Below are 15133 nucleotides of genomic sequence, written 5' to 3'. Positions count from 1 at the left end.
GAGCGCGGGATCCCGGTCCCTCCCCCCGGCCTCTGAGGGACCCCGCCGCTCAGGGGCGGGGGCGGCCCAGGCCGCGGCCCAGCCAGCGCATGGCCCGCGGGGGCTTGATCGTGGTGGAGTCCACCGCCCCGGGGGCCTTCTCGGCGGCGATCTGCCCCAGGAGGATGTCCTCGACCACCTGGTCCATGGAGGCCAGCAGCAGTCCGGCCGAGGCCTCCTCCCCCGCCTTGCCGCTGACGTAGCGCCGCGCGGTGATGGTGCCCGACAGCCCGGTCTCGATGCCGACGTCGGTGGCCAGGTCGGCGGTCATGAGCACGACCCCCGCCCGGGAGATCATGGACAGGTCGGCGGCCAGCTCGGCGGCCTCGGCCGGCTCGGTCTCCGCCCCGCCCAGCAGCTCGGCGACATCCCACTGCGAGTGCGCCGAGACGAACTGCTTGACGGCCAGGGCCCCGGAGTCGGCGGGCACCACCGTGCACTCCAGGCCCCGCATGGCGCACAGGGCCGCCAGGGCGTCGGCATTGGTCAGGGGCGTGACGACAACGGCGACCTTGACGGCCCTGGGCGCCTCCTGGGCGGCGGCCTGCTGGGCGTCGAGCGAGGCCGCCAGGGCCGCGACCTCATCCTCCTGCGCCCGGGTCAGGCCTCCCCCGGGCGTCCCGCCCTCAGCGGCGTCGTCGGCCTCCCACCCCGCGGCGCCGGCCCGGGCCGGTGAGCCGTAGGTGTTGCGCGGCACGTCCTGGGGCCGGATGCCCTGGTCGGCATCCTCCCGGGCGCCGGCCTGGTCGGCCTCGCCCCCAGCGGCGGGGTCCAGGCCCGCCAGCTCATCGGGGATGCCCAGCCCGCCCATGAGGGCCGCGAACTCGGCGTCCATGTCGCGCTCGGGGCGGTCCTCAGCGTCGTCGTGCGGGGACGTGGTCATCACAGGGCTCCCTTGGTTGAGGGGATGGACTCGACTCGGGGGTCGTCCTCGATGGCGGCGCGCAGGGCGCGGGCCAGGGCCTTGAACTCGGCCTCGGCGATATGGTGCGGGTCGCGCCCGGAGACGACGCGCATGTGCAGGCAGATGCCCGCGTGGTAGGCGATGGCCTCCAGGACGTGGCGCACCATGGAGCCGGTGAAGTGCCCGCCGATGAGGTGGTGGGCGAAGGCCTCCGACTCCCCCTCGTGCACCAGGTAGGGGCGCCCGGAGATGTCCACCACGGCGGTGGCCAGGGCCTCGTCCAGGGGGACGCTGGCCTGCCCGAAGCGGCGGATGCCGCGCTTGTCCCCCAGGGCCCGGGCCAGGGCCTGCCCGATGCAGATGGCGGTGTCCTCCACGGTGTGGTGGACGTCGATATGCGTGTCCCCGGTGGCCCGGACGGTCAGGTCGATGAGGGAGTGCTTGCCCAGGGCGGTGAGCATGTGGTCGTAGAAGGGCACCGTGGTGGAGATCTCGGTGGCCCCGGTGCCGTCGAGATCGAGCTCGACGACGACGCTGGACTCGCTGGTGCTGCGCTCGATGCGCGCGGTGCGGCTCATGCCTGCCCCCTGGGTGGTGCTGCTGGGCGGTTTCCTCACCGTGACACTACCGCCTCCGGCGGTCCCGGGGGGCCGGCGGGCCGCCCGGTGCCTGCGCTGCGGGAGGGATGAGGCTCACAGGGCGCGGCTGAGGGAGGCGCGGAAGGCCTCCATCTCCTCCGGGGTGCCGATGCTCACCCGCAGGAAGCCCTCGGGGCCCACGGCGCGGATGAGCACGCCGTCGTCCAGGAGCCGGCGCCAGAGGGCCTGACGGTCGGCGAAGGGGCCGAAGAGGACGAAGTTGGCGTCGGAGTCGTGAGCGGTCAGGCCCTGCGCGCGCAACCAGTCCACCAGGGCGTCGCGCTCGGCGCGCAGGGAGGCGACCTGGGCCATGAGCTCGGCATGGTGGGACAGGGCGGCCAGGGCTGCCGCCTGGGTCAGGGCCGAGAGGTGGTAGGGCAGGCGCACCACCCGCAGGGCGTCGACCAGCTCGCGCGAGCCCGCCAGGTACCCCAGCCGCAGCCCCGCTGCGCCGAAGGCCTTGGACATGGTGCGGGCCACGGCCAGGTGGGGGTTGTCGGCCAGCAGCTCCAGGGCGCTGGGCACCCCGGGGCGGCGGAACTCGGCGTAGGCCTCATCGACGACGACGACCGCATCGGTGCGCTGCCGGCCCGGGAGGTCCCGGGGCCCGTTGCCGCGGGCGGCGGCCAGCACGATCTCCAGGTCCTGCCGGGCCAGGGAGGTCCCGGTGGGGTTGTTGGGGCTGGTGATGATGACGACGGCGGGCCGCTGGCCCTCGATGAGCTCGGCGGCACCCCGGGCGTCGAGGCTGAAGTCCTCCCGGCGCGGCATCGTCGTGTACTGCGTGAGGGTGTCGCGCGCGTACTCGGGGTACATGGAGTAGGTGGGGGTGAAGGACAGGGCGCTGCGCCCGGGCCCCCCGAGGGCCTGGAGGAGGTGGAGCATGACCTCGTTGGAGCCGTTGGCCGCCCAGATCCGCTCGGGGGGCAGCGCGACGCCCGACTCGCGGGCCAGGTAGTCGGCCAGGGCGCGGCGCAGGGCGGGGAAGTCGCGGTCGGGGTAGCGGTTGAGCCCCGCGGCCGCGGCGGCCACCGCCGAGGTGATGGACTCGATGACGGCCGGTGAGGGGGCGTAGGGGTTCTCGTTGACGTTGAGGCGCGCGGCCGCGTCGAGCTCGGGGGCGCCGTAGGGCTCGCAGCCCTCCAGGCCCGGCCGCAGGGGAAGTGTGCTCACCATGCGATTGTATGCGCGGCCCCTGATCTGCCGGCCCGCCGGCTCAGCCGCGGGTGGAGAGCATGATCTCCTCGGCGTCCAGGCGCTGCATGGCCCCCTGGAGGGTGGCGGCGGTGAACAGCCCCTCGTCGCGCGCATCGAGCAGGGCCTCGCGCTGGATGCGGATCGCCTCGATGCCCAGGTCGCGCACCTGCTCCGCGCTCAGCCGGTCCCCGGGGCCCCCGCCCAGGGGCGCCGGCCCCGGGGACCCGGCCCGCGCCGCGCCGTCGGCCGATCCCCCGGGCTCCTCGTCCCCTGCCGGGGCCGACGACCGGGGATCCTGGCCTCCCTCCCCATGGGACAGGGCCGGCCCCACGGCGGACAGGGCGCGGGCGGCCAGCGCATCCGGCCGGGCACCGGGCCCGGGCGGCCGGGCCCCCTCGGACAGGCACTGGGCCAGGGCGGTGTCCTTGACCGCCCCGCCCAGCACCGCCATGAGGCGCTCGCGCTCCTCGGCGTCCTGGGAGCCGGAGGACATCTGGGGGCGCGCCAGGCGGATGAGCAGCGGCAGGCTCAGCCCCTGGATGACCAGTGATCCGCCTGCGACCAGCAGGGCCAGGAAGAGCAGGAGGGGCCGCATGGGGGCGCTCAGGGGAAGGGTCTGGGAGGCGGCCAGGGTCACCGCCCCGCGCATGCCCGCCCACACGATGACGGCGCCCTCCCGCGGGCCCAGGGTCGCGGCCAGGAAGTAGGCCATGTCGCTGCGGGCGCGGCGCTGGCGGCGCTGCCCGCTCTCCAGGCGCCGGTGCCAGCGGGCGAGGGCCCGCTCCCAGTCCCGGCGCGAGAGGTTGCGCGAGGCCAGGACCTCATCGTCGACCCGGCAGGCCAGTGCCAGCCTGCTCTCGATCTGCCGGACCCGCTCCTGCCCCGCCTCCAGGCGGCGCCGGCGGTGGCGGCGGACCCAGCGCAGCCACACCAGGAGCGGGGCGACGAAGCCGGCGCGCAGGGCCACGGTCAGCGCCCCGGCCAGCAGCGCGATGCGGATGGCCGGGCCCAGCCCCAGTCCCTGGGCCTGGACCTCGTGGACGATGCCGTAGGCCTGCAGGCCCATGACCAGGAAGACGGCCCCCTCCAGGATGAGCTCGACGGTGCGCCAGTTCTTGTCCGCGGCGCTCCTGCTGGCCGGAGCCAGCAGTCTGGGGCCCCGGTAGGACACCACCAGGCCGGCCACGACAGCGGCCACCAGGCCCGAGCCCCCCAGCTGCCCGGCGGGCAGGGAGGCAAGGAAGGGCACGGTGAAGGACACCACGGTATCGGCAGCGGGGTCGGTGATGCGCCGGCGCACGCGCACGGTCAGCTCCCCCACCGCCCAGCCCACGGCCAGGGCCACCACCAGCGCCACGACCAGGTCCCATGCCAGGCTGGCCGGGCTCAGGGCGTGGGCGTCGGTCATCAGCGCCGCCGAGGTCGCCGAGGCCAGCAGCACCAGGGCGGTGGCATCGTTGAACAGGCCCTCGCCCTCCAGGATGGTGATGATGCGGTGGGATACCCCCGAGCCCCGGGCGATGGAGACCGCCACGGCGTCGGTGGGGCTGAGCACCGCCCCCACGGCGATGGCCCAGGGCAGGCTGATGGCCGGCACGAGGGCGTGGATGACCGCCCCCAGCACCAGTGCCGAGAGCACGACCAGGCCGCCGGCCAGGACCGCGACGCTGCGCAGCTCGCGGCGGAAGTCCATCACCGGCATCGAGACCGCCGCGCCGAACAGCAGCGGCGGCAGCACGGCGTCCAGGATGATCCCGGGGTCGATCTCGATCGCCCCGACCCAGGGCAGGAAGCCGATCCCGATGCCCAGGGACAGCAGGATCAGGGGCGAGGCCACCCCGACCCTGGGCGCGAGCTGATGGCAGGCGGCGATGATGAGCAGGGCGGCGACGGCCATGACGAGGGGCTCCACGGCCCCAGACTATGCGCCCGGCGCCCCCAGGCCGCCGGGCCGGGCATGGCGGCCCCCGTTGCCATTACGGTGGCCCCATGAGCGAGCCCGCCCCGCCCCCGTCCCGGCTCGGCCCCGTGCGCGAGCGCGCCGAGGCCGTTCTGCGCGAGCTGGTGGGGCGCGAGGACGCGCGCCTGCGCGAGGACCAGTGGCGGGCCATCGAGGCGCTCGTCATCGGCCACCGCCGGGTCCTGGTGGTCCAGCGCACCGGCTGGGGAAAGTCGGCCGTCTACTTCGTGGCCACGGTGCTGCTGCGCGAGGGCTGGGGCTCCTGGCAGCCGGGCATGCCGCCTCCCGCGCCCGGCTGCGGGGCGGGGTCGGGGGCGGCGGGCGCCACCGTCATCATCTCCCCGCTTCTGGCCCTCATGCGAGACCAGGTGTCAGCCGCCCAGCGGGCGCGCATCCACGCGGTGACGATGAACTCGGCCAACACCACCGAGTGGGAGGGGATCGAGGCCCGGGTGCGCGCCGGTGAGGCCGATGTGCTCCTGGTCTCCCCCGAGCGCCTCAACAACCCGGACTTCCGCGTCCAGGTCCTGCCCCACCTGGCGGCGGGAGCGGGACTGGTGGTCATCGATGAGGCCCACTGCATCTCGGACTGGGGGCACGACTTCCGCCCCGACTACCGGCGGATCCGCACGCTGCTGGCCGGGCTGCCCCAGGGCATCCCCGTCCTGGCCACCACGGCCACCGCCAATGACCGGGTCACCGCCGACGTCGCCGAGCAGCTGGGGCTCCACTCGCATGAGGGCCCTGCGGGCGCGGCGGCCGGCGCCCCGGGCGGCCCTGCGCGCGACGGGGTCCTGGTGCTGCGCGGCAGCCTCCAGCGCGACTCCCTGCACCTGGGGGTCCTCGCGCTGCCGGACAGCGCCGCGCGCCTGGCCTGGCTCAGCGCCTACCTGCACGCCGTCACGGGCTCGGGGATCATCTACTGCCTGACCGTCGCGGCGGTGGGCGAGGTCAGTGAGCATCTGCGCGGCCAGGGCCTGGAGGTGGCCGCTTACACCGGGCGCACCGAGCCGGCCGAGCGCGAGCGCCTGGAGGCGGGCCTCAAGGCCAACCGGGTCAAGGCCATCGTGGCCACCTCGGCCCTGGGCATGGGATTCGACAAGCCGGATCTGGCCTTCGTCGTCCACCTGGGGGCGCCCTCCTCCCCGGTGAGCTACTACCAGCAGGTGGGGCGGGCCGGGCGCGCGGTGAGCCGGGCCGAGGTGGTGCTGCTGCCCGGCGCCGAGGACCGCGCCATCTGGGAGTGGTTCGGCTCGCAGGCCTTCCCCGCCCAGGAGGAGGTCGACGAGGTCCTGGCGGCCCTGGAGGCGCGGCGCCTGGAGGAGGCAGGCCCCCTGTCCACGGCGCTGCTGGAGACCACCACCTCCCTGCGCCGCTCGCGCCTGGAGCTGCTGCTCAAGGTCCTCGACGTCGACGGCGCGGTCCAGCGGGTGCGCGGGGGCTGGCAGGCCACCGGCCGGCCCTGGGTCTACGACCAGCCGCGCTATGAGCGCCTGGCCGCGGCCCGGGCTCAGGAGCAGCGCTCCATGCTGGCCTACGAGGCCCTGGGCGGTCCCGGGGCCACGGGAGCCCGCCAGGACTGCCGGATGGCCTTCCTGCGGCGGGCTCTCAACGACCCCGAGCTGGAGCCGGGCTGGCGCTGCGGGGCCTGCGACCTGTGCGGCGGGCTGATCCTGCCCCAGGCGCCTGAGGCCGCGCAGGTGGAGGCCACCCGCCGCGGCCTGGAGCGCCCGGGGGTCGAGCTCGTGGCCCGCCGCCAATGGCCGGCGGGCATGGCCCAGCTGGGCCTGCCCGGCCTGTCGGGCAGGATCCCGGCTGAGCGGCGGGCCGCCACGGGCCTGGCCGTGGGCCGCCTCGACGGCGTGGGCATCGCCGCCGCCCTGCGCGCACTCCTGGAGCCGGGGCCGCAGCCCGCGGACGGGCCCGCTGACCATCCCGGCTCAGCGGCGCCGGATCCCGCTGGTCGCGCGGCCCCGCAGGCCCGGGGCGGCCACGACGGCCAGGTGCCCCTGGCCCTGCGCGGGGCGGTGCTCGAGGTCGCCGACCGCCTGGCCCTCATCGCCGCGCAGGAGGCAGGCTCGCGGGAGGGGCACGAGACCGCGCAGGAGGATGCGCAGGACGGGCGGGATGGCGCCGCCGATGGTGCCGGGGCCGCCCTGGACGCCGTCGTCGTCATCGACTCGCGCACCCGACCCGAGCTGGTGCGCCACCTGGGCCACGCCGTGGCCCACCGCCTGGGCTGCCGGCCCCTGGGCATCATCGGGGTGCGGGGCGAGGCCGGCCGCCACGACGTCAACTCGGCCACCCGCCTGGCCCGGGTCGCCCGCGGGCTGAGCCTGGAGGGCTGGGAGCCGGGCAGGCTGGAAGCCCTGCGCGGGGCGCGCGTGGTCCTGGTCGATGACTTCACCGACTCGGGCTGGACCCTGGCCGTGGCCGCGGCCATGCTCAGGGATGCCGGGGCCGAGGCCGTCCACCCCCTGGTCCTGGCCCAGCGCTAGGCGTCCTTCCCCGGGGCTTGCGGACTGGGCGGTCACCCGGGGAGGAGCAGCGAGGCGTGCTGATCCGCCGGGCTGGCGGAGTCCGGCTCGCCCTCGGGCGCACCCGGAGGCACCTGGAGGGTATAGCGTCGGGGACGTGGGACTCGGTGGCATCGGCTCGAGCCTCGCGGATCGACGGCCACCACCGGGCCCGTGAATCGCCATCGACGCAGGAGGACCGCGCCCATGACCGCTTCCCAGCATGACATCGACTCACCGGAGAACCTCGAGCGGCGCCGCCACGGCCAGGAGGTGCTGGCGCGGATCGACGGCCACCAGGGCAAGGCCGTCATCGATTCCCTCGCGGGCATCAACCCGGCCATGGGCCACCACATCGCAGCCTTCGCCTTCGGTGACATCTACGACCGGCCGGGCCTCGATGCCCGGAGCCGCCAGCTGGTCACGCTCGGAGTCCTCACCGCGCTGGGAGGCTGCGAGCCCCAGCTCAAGGTCCACATCGGCGCCGCGCTCAACGTCGGCATCAGCCGGGAGGAGATCTGCGAGGCCCTGCTCCACAGCGCGGTCTACTGCGGCTTCCCCAAAGCGCTCAACGCCACCTTCGCAGCTCGCGAGGTCTTCGACCAGCGCGATGCGGATCCGCTCGGCCGGTGAGTCCGCGGCCGGCCGCGGACTCACCGGCCGAGCGCCAGGCGCCGGGCCGGCCGCCGCGGGGCGGCCGGCCCGGCGGCCCCGTTCTACTGGACGAGCCTGGGCAGGGACTCCTGGACCGGTCCGGCCGGGTCCCCGGGGGCCTCATCCTCCAGGAAGTACCACCAGAAGGGCGCCCCCCAGGCGTCGGAGCGCCCCAGGGCCGCGCTGGTGACGTGGTCGATGACCGCACGACGGCCCGCCGCCTGGTCGTCCTTGTCGCCGAACCACCACGGCCCTCCCAGCCTGGCGCCCCCATAGCCCAGCTCGGTCACCCCCACGCGGGCCTGGGGGAAGGCCGCGGCCAGGGTGGTGAGCACCCGGTTGGCAGCCGTGCCCAGGGGATGCCACTGGGGGTAGACCGACAGGCCGACGACATCGACCAGTCCCGCCAGGCCGCTGGCATTGACCTGCCGCGCCATGTTGAACACCGAGGTCTCCGCCGTGTCCAGGCCGAGCTGGTAGTAGAGGGTGAGCAGGCTCGTGGCATCGGTGCGCTCGCGCACCGCCCGGGCGGCGCGCACCATCCGCTGAAGCGCATTGGGCCCCAGCCAGCCTCCCCCCAGCTCGTTGCCGACCTCCCAGGCCTCCAGGTCGGGCAGGGCGGTCAGCAGGGCGCTCACGCGCGCATCCCAGGAGGGCTCGTCGAAATCGGCCATCTGGTAGGAGTCGCAGATCTGACCCACGATCTGCACCCCCTGGGCCCGCAGGACGCCGATCGCGCTCCTCCAGGAGTCCATGACCCCGGGATCGGCGGGATTGTCGATGACGATGCGCACCGCGGAGCGGCCCGCACCGCCCAGGCGCTGGGCCAGGCCCTGCATCTCCTGGGCCGTGGGAGGCCGGGTGAAGGTCACCCCCAGGACGCTGTCCTTCGGGGCGGCCGAGATGAGGGCCCGATCCAGGTCCAGCTGGGCCGTGGCCGCCAGCTCCAGGGCCTGGTGGGCCTGCCTGCCGCGCTCCTCCGGCGTGCCCGCGGCCTGGCAGGCCGCCAGCGCGGCCTCGGTGGCCCGGCGGGCCGCGCCCACCTTCACGGCCGCCGCCTGGTCCGCGGCCGCCTGATCCGCCTGGCGCTCATGGAGGCCGCGCGCCGCCGCCTCCATCACCTCCACCGTCCCCGATCCGGGCAGGTCCACCATGAGTGCCGAGTAGCCCATGCTGGTGGGCCACGACAGGTTGAGGGTGCAGGCGCGTCCCACCGGGACATCGGCGCGGATGCTGCCGTCCTCGGCCTGGTAGAGCGGGCCCAGCCCGATCAGCTCCAGGGTCTGGGTGTCGAGCAGCGCATCGTCGTAGCCGTGCTCCCCCACCGCATTGGACTGCAGCGAGCGCACCGCCTCCAGGGGCATCGCGGCTCCCTGGGCATCGGAGAAGCGCAGCGTCACGCTCGTGGTGGGGCCCGTCACCTGCCCTGAGGGGCGCTGGGCGCAGGCGGTCACCGCGGGCGCGGCCAGTGCCCCCGTCCCCAGCAGTGCCAGGGCCGTGCGCCTACTCGCACCATCCACCGCGCCCACCGGTCCCGACGCCGGGGCCCGGTCCGGGGAGGGGCCCTCCTTCCTCCTGCCCGCCATCATCGCAGCTCGGTGGCGGGCACGAAGGTGTAGCCCTCGGCCTGGATGCCCTCGACGATGGCGCGCAGCTCCGACAAGGGGTAGTAGGGGTGGAAGAAGAAGCTGGCCGTGGCGTGGGTGCCGACCAGGTTGGCCCGGGCGGCGTCCACGACGTCGGCGGCCAGGCGCGGCGGGTGCTGGTTGGCGGCCTCGGGCTCGTAGTTGCCCAGGTTCTCGGGCAGGATGTGGGTGCCGTAGGGGTCGTTGACCGCATAGGGGAAGAACTGCCCGTAGTAGTCGTGCGGTCCGCCCGGCGTGCCGGTGAACAGGCCGGAGTGGAGCAGCTCGCGCTCGTAGCGCACGGGGTAGACCTCGGTCATGCCCGCGTAGGCCTCGCGGGTGGCCGAGTAGTGGGGCGTCTCGAAGACGGCCGGCTCGGGCAGGCCCACCTCGGTGAAGATCCGGCGGCCCTGCTCGACGCGCTCGCGGGCCCAGGCCTGGTCGGTGCCCTCCAGGGCCCCGCCGATCTGCACCCAGGAGTTGGGCTGGCAGTCGATGGGCGGGGACTGGTTGTCATTGACCTGGGAGCACCAGGAGCGGATGAACTCGAAGTCATCGGTGGACACCCCGTTGTAGGGGTTCTTCAGGGAGCCGAACTGGTGGGTGGTGCCGTGCTGGACAATGGTGCCGCCCTTGGTGGTGGCGTCCTTGATCACGGCGACCAGCTCGGGGGTGTCGGCCAGGGTCATGTACTGCGGGGTGCCCTCGTTCTCCACGCCCGTGGGGTCGGAGTAGATGGGCACGACCGCCATCTGGAAGGGAACACCCGCGCCGTGGAGGTAGTCCACGATCGCCTGGAGCTGGGCGGGGTCGCTCTCGGGGCTGATGTCCTCCAGGCGCACGGCCGCCTGGCGGAAGGAGCCGGCGTGGGGCTGGAGGACGTCCAGGAGGATGTCGGCGGCCGCGATGTAGCGGTCCTGCTCGCCCAGGTAGGTCAGGGGGATCTCGCCGACGAAGGTCAGGCCCGAGGAGGCCACCGCCCAGGGGAAGGAGGTCGAGCCGGACTGGGCGATGGGGGCGCACTGCTTGGCGGCGCCGTCGGCCCCGGAGCACTGGGCCTGGCCCAGCACGGTGACGTCCTGGGGGCTGGTGATGTGGGGGGCGATGATCCCCGAGGTGTTGAGCTTGTGGCGCTTGAGCGCGGTGCCGTTGTAGGTCACCTGGGTGACCTGGTCCTCGGAGTCGATGTAGGAGGTGGCCGCATCCCAGCCGTAGCGCTGGGAGAAGGCGGCGCGGTCGGCGTCGGTGGCGGCGAGCTGCCAGATGTTGAAGCCCGACCACATCACGGGGATGTTGCCGGTGAGCACGTCGTCGATGAAGCCGCGCGGCAGGGGCTCGTCATAGGTCGAGCCCACGTAGACGACGTTGGTGAAGTTGCCGGCCAGCCCCGGCTGGTAGTCCTTGACCGGCAGGGCGGTGACGGTGCCGGAGTGGCTGGCCAGCGTGCCGATGGCCATGGCGTAGTACTCCCCGAGCTTGGGCATGGGGCCGGTGGTGTCGAACAGGACGAGGGTGTCGGCGGGGCCCGCCTCCGGGGTGGAGAACTCCACCGCGTTGGCCGGCACCTGCGGGGGGTCGACGGTCAGGTCGCGCAGGGCGGGCTGGGCCTGGGCGGCGGGCACGGGGGCATCGAGATCCACCTGCTCCCCGCCGGCCAGCTCCAGGGGCAGGACCCCCTGGGCGGCGGCCTCGGGCTCGGGCGGCGCCGGCAGGGGCGCCTCGCCCTCCTGGCCCGGCTGGCCCGGTTGGGCGGCGGCGCCCGGGTGCTGGTCGGCCACCTGGGCCCGCACCGGGTTCGCGGCCCGGGAGGAGTGGGGTGCCTGGGCGGCCTGGGCGGGGCCGAGCGCGGTGATCGTCGTGCCCAGGAGCAGCGCCATGAGGGCGGCGGCCCCCCGGCGCCTGGCAGGTGAGTGGAAGGCGGTGTGGGTCATGAGTTGTCCTTGATCGCGGAGGAGATCGGCTGGAAGGCGGGGAGTGGCTCGCCGCGCCCGAAGAGGGCGGCTGCGGCCGCCAGGATGCGGCTGCAGGCCCGCCCGTCCCCGTAGGGGTTGACCGCGTGGGCCATCTGCTCATAGGCGGCAGTGTCGGTCAGCAGCTGGGAGACGCGCGCGACGATGCGCTCCTCATCGGTGCCCACCAGCTCGGCCACGCCGAAGGCCACGGCCTCGGGGCGCTCGGTGTTCTCCCGCATGACCAGCACCGGCTTGGACAATGCGGGGGCCTCCTCCTGGACGCCGCCGGAGTCGGTCAGGACGACGTCGGCCCGGTTCATCACCGTGCAGAAGGCCCCGTACTCCAGGGGGTCGGTCCACACGACATTGGGCGCCCCCTCGATCTGGGGCAGCAGGTCCTCGCGCACCCGGGGGTTGCGATGGGCCGGGACGACGAACAGGACGTCGGGGTGGAGGGCCGCGAGCCTGGCCACGGCCCGTCCGATGGCCCGCATGGGCCCGCCCCAGGACTCGCGGCGGTGGGCGGTGACCAGGACGACGCGCCGGGAGGCGTCCTCCAGGGCCCGGGCCAGCACTGGGTCGAGCTCGACGGGGTGCTGGACGGCCTCCAGCAGCGCGTCGATCACGGTGTTGCCGGTGACCTGCACCCGGGAGGGGTCGACGTTCTCCCCCAGGAGGTTGTCGCGGCTGACCCGCGTGGGGCACAGGTGCAGGGCCGCCAGCTGGCCGACCAGCCTGCGGTTGGCCTCCTCGGGGAAGGGGGAGAGCAGGTCGCCGGTGCGCAGGCCCGCCTCGACGTGGAGGACGGGCACCTCGTGGTAGAAGGCGGCCAGCGCCGCGGCGAAGGCCGAGGTGGTGTCGCCCTGGACGACGACGGCGTCGGGCTGGTGGATGTCCAGGACCGCCCCCACGCCCTCCAGGCAGCGGGTGGTGATCTGGGTCAGGCTCTGGCCGGGGGCATGGATGTCGAGGTCCTCATCGGCGGTGATCCCGAAGAACTCGTGGACCTGGTCGAGCATCTCGCGGTGCTGGCCGGTGACCACGACGATCGGGGTGAAGCGCTCGTCGCGGCGCATCGCCGAGACCAGGGGGGCGAGCTTGATGGCCTCGGGCCTGGTGCCGTAGACCAGCATGATCCGCAGGGGGCCGTGCGGGGTGATCGCCTGCACGGGGGGTGTTGGGTTCATCGGTGCTCCTTGTCAAGGGATGGTAGGGGTGGGTGGGAACTGTTGCGGGCCGCGGGGACCGGGCGCCGCGGCTGCGGGGCCCTCCCCGCCCGGTGCGGCGGGTCGGGACGGGTGCGGGCCCCGGGCACGCCGGCACGCCGGGATCGGGCCGCCATCACCGCTGCTCCACGGGGGTGAAGGTGACCTCGGCATCCTCGCAGTAGGCGGCCACGGCGCCGGCGTGGTAAGGGGTCTCGGAGTCGGTGACCGTGGCCAGCTCCTGGCCATCGACGGTGACGGTGAAGGAGACCTGCTCGCCGGTGGTGTCGATGCGCACCGAGACCTCGTAGCCGGGCCCGGGCGGGTAGGCCGGAGCATCGCCCGAGGCCAGGAAGCGCTGGTTGCCGGGGTAGGCGGGGTCCTGCTTGGAGATCTCCCAGCCGTTGGGCTTGAGGACCAGGGCGTAGAAGTGCTGGTTGTCGGTGTAGTTCCACAGCAGCCAGGCCACCTCCCAGGTGTTGGGCTCCCCGTCCTCGCGCAGCTGGCGCACGGTGGTCATGGTGGTGCTCACCGTCTGGACGGCGCCCTGGCTGATCGCGGCAGTGGTGGAGGTGGCCAGGCCCGCGTGGGTCCTATCCGCCGAGCCGGCCGCATTGGGCGCCAGGCGAAGCAGCCCGTCCCGGCAGCCCGCCTCGCCGTAGCCGTCGAAGACGATGGCCCACTGGGCGCATTCCTCATCGCTCATCCACTGCCTCACTTGACAGAATCCGGTGACGCCCACCACCAGGGCCAGGGCGCAGGCAATCAGGGCGATGCGCCGCGCGCGCGAGGCGTGGCCGGGTGAGCGGCCGTGCCGCGGAGCGCGCCCGAGGGCCTGCCTCAGGCGGCTCATGCACTCTCCTCCCCCACGCTCGCCACGGGCCGGGGCCTGACGGCGCGCGCCGCAGCGGGCCTGAGGTAGGCGATCCGCCCGCCGTCAGCCGGTCCCGCCTGCACTGGCGGCGCCTCCCGCACCGCCGAGCGCTCAGGCGCGCGACTCGATCCCGGAACGGCGGCCGGCCACTGCTCCGGCCGCTCTTCCGGCCGCTGTCCCGCTCGCCGCACCGGCGCCGGCTGCGCGCGGGAGGGGCCGGGCTCCCCCGCGGGCTCGGGCTCCCCCGCGGGCTCGGGCTCCCCCGCGGGCTCGGCCTCACGGGCGGTCTTGGCCCAGCCGGTGCGCCCCGTGACCGCCCTGGCCAGGGCCCGCCAGCCGTAGAGGCTGGGCAGCAGCCCGTAGAGGACGAACAGGTGGGCGTAGCCCAGCGCCTTGAGCAGCCCCAGGCCCTCGGATCGCTCGATGCGCCAGTAGATGAGCCCGTAGATGAGGCCCGGCCCGAAGGCGACGGCGTAGGCGCCGATGACCCAGATCCACGGCTGGCGCCAGCCCAGGGCAGTGACCACCAGGGCGGTGATGAGTGTCAGCAGGAAGGACAGGGTCAGGAGCGAGCCGGCCAGGAGCATGTAGGGGGTGAGGATCTGCCACAGGGTGTCGGCCCGGCCCCAGCCGCGGTGGTCGCGCACCACCCGCCGCAGCAGGGTGATGGCCTGGAGGTTGCCCTGGAACCAGCGGGTGCGCTGGCGCAGCAGGCGCCGCAGGCTGGTCACCCCCTGCTGGTGGACCGAGGCGTGGGGCCAGAACTCATTGGTCCAGGCGGTGGCATTGAGCCGGATGCCCAGGTCGAAGTCCTCGGTCAGGGACCGGGTCCAGGGCCGCGGCCCCAGGGCGTTGAGGGCGCTGAGCCGCACGAACTGGGCGTTGCCGCCCATGCCCACGCTCCCCAGGCGGCGCCGGCCCCGCTGGAAGACCTCGGTGAAGACCACGAACTCCATGTCCTGCATGCGCGCCAGCAGGGAGTGGAAGCGGTTGTTGATGCGCACCCCCATCTGGACCGCCCCCACCTGGGAGGAGGAGAAGGCCGTGCGGGCCTGGGCGATGGCATGGGGGTCGAGCCTGCCGTCGGCGTCCATGACGCCGATGATCACCCTGCGGTCGGGGTAGCCGGCGCACTTGCGCCGCACCAGGTCCAAGGCGTCATTGAGGGCCTCGCCCTTGCCCAGGCGCGCCCGCGGCGGCACCCGGCGCATGACCTCGACCCGGGGATCCTCGATGGCCTCCACGGCGGCGGCGGTGCCGTCGTCCGAGCCGTCATCGATGACCATGATGCGCATCCCCGGATCGGGGATGGAGGTCAGGCGCCGCACACTGGCGCCGATGACCTCGGCCTCGTTGAGGCAGGGCATGAGGATGACGATGAGCAGGGCCGAGCCGTCCTCCACCGGGCCCCGGCGCCTGGGGGCGCCACGGGAGATGAGGAGCATGAAGGCGGCGTAGAGCAGTGCCACGCCGATCATCGCCAGGGCGCCCCACCAGCCGAGCTGGTCGGCGATGGTCAGGGCGGGCTGCTGGGACGGGGCCGGAGCGCCTTGAGCCGCCAGGCTGTCC

Annotated in this window: 11 protein-coding genes; 2 read left to right on the top strand and 9 right to left on the bottom strand. The window is 74.3% G+C overall.

Annotated features, from left to right (window positions below; genetic code table 11):
- Nucleotides 1-49: 49 nt before the first annotated feature.
- From J5X07_RS04700 to J5X07_RS04685, 4 genes are all read right to left on the bottom strand, one after another.
- Complete coding sequence (locus tag J5X07_RS04700) at nt 50-922, bottom strand: hypothetical protein (RefSeq protein ID WP_124933644.1); 873 nt, start codon at nt 920-922, stop codon at nt 50-52.
- The gene (gene hisB, locus J5X07_RS04695) at nt 922-1521 is read right to left on the bottom strand and encodes an imidazoleglycerol-phosphate dehydratase HisB (RefSeq protein ID WP_208478844.1); all 600 of its coding nucleotides are present in this window, start codon (nt 1519-1521) and stop codon (nt 922-924) included. The genes J5X07_RS04700 and hisB overlap by 1 nt, the downstream gene beginning before the upstream one ends.
- A 114-nt stretch (nt 1522-1635) precedes the next feature.
- On the bottom strand, nt 1636-2757 hold the full coding sequence (locus J5X07_RS04690) for a histidinol-phosphate transaminase (RefSeq protein ID WP_208478843.1): 1122 nt from the start codon (nt 2755-2757) through the stop codon (nt 1636-1638).
- A 40-nt stretch (nt 2758-2797) separates the two neighbouring features.
- On the bottom strand, nt 2798-4690 hold the full coding sequence (locus J5X07_RS04685) for a cation:proton antiporter (RefSeq protein WP_208478842.1): 1893 nt from the start codon (nt 4688-4690) through the stop codon (nt 2798-2800).
- A gap of 77 nt (nt 4691-4767) precedes the next feature.
- Here J5X07_RS04685 and J5X07_RS04680 point away from each other — a divergent pair, with 77 nt between their 5' ends.
- Nucleotides 4768-7236, top strand: a complete 2469-nt coding sequence (locus J5X07_RS04680; RefSeq protein WP_208478841.1) for a DEAD/DEAH box helicase — start codon at nt 4768-4770, stop codon at nt 7234-7236.
- Nucleotides 7237-7461: 225 nt separating this feature from the next.
- A complete protein-coding gene (locus J5X07_RS04675) occupies nt 7462-7887 on the top strand; it encodes a carboxymuconolactone decarboxylase family protein (protein WP_208478840.1) in 426 nt (141 codons plus the stop codon).
- Between the two features lie 83 nt (nt 7888-7970).
- Here the strand turns inward: J5X07_RS04675 and J5X07_RS04670 are convergent, their stop codons facing one another.
- The 5 genes from J5X07_RS04670 to J5X07_RS04650 form a co-directional block, all read right to left on the bottom strand.
- The gene (locus J5X07_RS04670; protein WP_243896466.1) at nt 7971-9494 is read right to left on the bottom strand and encodes an arabinogalactan endo-1,4-beta-galactosidase; all 1524 of its coding nucleotides are present in this window, start codon (nt 9492-9494) and stop codon (nt 7971-7973) included.
- A complete protein-coding gene (locus J5X07_RS04665; RefSeq protein ID WP_208478839.1) occupies nt 9494-11464 on the bottom strand; it encodes a DUF2334 domain-containing protein in 1971 nt (656 codons plus the stop codon). Before J5X07_RS04665 ends, J5X07_RS04670 begins: the two co-directional genes overlap by 1 nt.
- The gene (gene wecB / locus J5X07_RS04660) at nt 11461-12672 is read right to left on the bottom strand and encodes a non-hydrolyzing UDP-N-acetylglucosamine 2-epimerase (RefSeq protein ID WP_243896465.1); all 1212 of its coding nucleotides are present in this window, start codon (nt 12670-12672) and stop codon (nt 11461-11463) included. Before wecB ends, J5X07_RS04665 begins: the two co-directional genes overlap by 4 nt.
- Before the next feature lie 154 nt (nt 12673-12826).
- Complete coding sequence (locus J5X07_RS04655; protein WP_208478838.1) at nt 12827-13543, bottom strand: hypothetical protein; 717 nt, start codon at nt 13541-13543, stop codon at nt 12827-12829.
- Nucleotides 13540-15042 (bottom strand): glycosyltransferase, encoded by a 1503-nt coding sequence (locus J5X07_RS04650; protein ID WP_243896476.1) that lies wholly within the window; start codon nt 15040-15042, stop codon nt 13540-13542. The genes J5X07_RS04655 and J5X07_RS04650 overlap by 4 nt, the downstream gene beginning before the upstream one ends.
- Nucleotides 15043-15133 lie beyond the last annotated feature (91 nt).

Source organism: Actinomyces bowdenii (assembly GCF_017592395.1).
In the GTDB taxonomy this organism is placed as follows: domain Bacteria; phylum Actinomycetota; class Actinomycetes; order Actinomycetales; family Actinomycetaceae; genus Actinomyces; species Actinomyces bowdenii.
Note: the sequence above shows the minus strand (reverse complement) of the source record. Positions and strands in the feature narration are given on the sequence as shown.

Coding starts and splice junctions, on each gene's coding strand:
- J5X07_RS04650 (WP_243896476.1), bottom strand. CDS start 15,042: ATGATCGGCGTGGCACTGCTCTACGCCGCCTTCATGCTCCTCATCTCC.
- hisB (WP_208478844.1), bottom strand. CDS start 1,521: ATGAGCCGCACCGCGCGCATCGAGCGCAGCACCAGCGAGTCCAGCGTC.
- J5X07_RS04680 (WP_208478841.1), top strand. CDS start 4,768: ATGAGCGAGCCCGCCCCGCCCCCGTCCCGGCTCGGCCCCGTGCGCGAG.
- J5X07_RS04675 (WP_208478840.1), top strand. CDS start 7,462: ATGACCGCTTCCCAGCATGACATCGACTCACCGGAGAACCTCGAGCGG.
- J5X07_RS04700 (WP_124933644.1), bottom strand. CDS start 922: ATGACCACGTCCCCGCACGACGACGCTGAGGACCGCCCCGAGCGCGAC.
- J5X07_RS04665 (WP_208478839.1), bottom strand. CDS start 11,464: ATGACCCACACCGCCTTCCACTCACCTGCCAGGCGCCGGGGGGCCGCC.
- J5X07_RS04690 (WP_208478843.1), bottom strand. CDS start 2,757: ATGGTGAGCACACTTCCCCTGCGGCCGGGCCTGGAGGGCTGCGAGCCC.
- wecB (WP_243896465.1), bottom strand. CDS start 12,672: ATGAACCCAACACCCCCCGTGCAGGCGATCACCCCGCACGGCCCCCTG.
- J5X07_RS04670 (WP_243896466.1), bottom strand. CDS start 9,494: ATGGCGGGCAGGAGGAAGGAGGGCCCCTCCCCGGACCGGGCCCCGGCG.
- J5X07_RS04655 (WP_208478838.1), bottom strand. CDS start 13,543: ATGAGCCGCCTGAGGCAGGCCCTCGGGCGCGCTCCGCGGCACGGCCGC.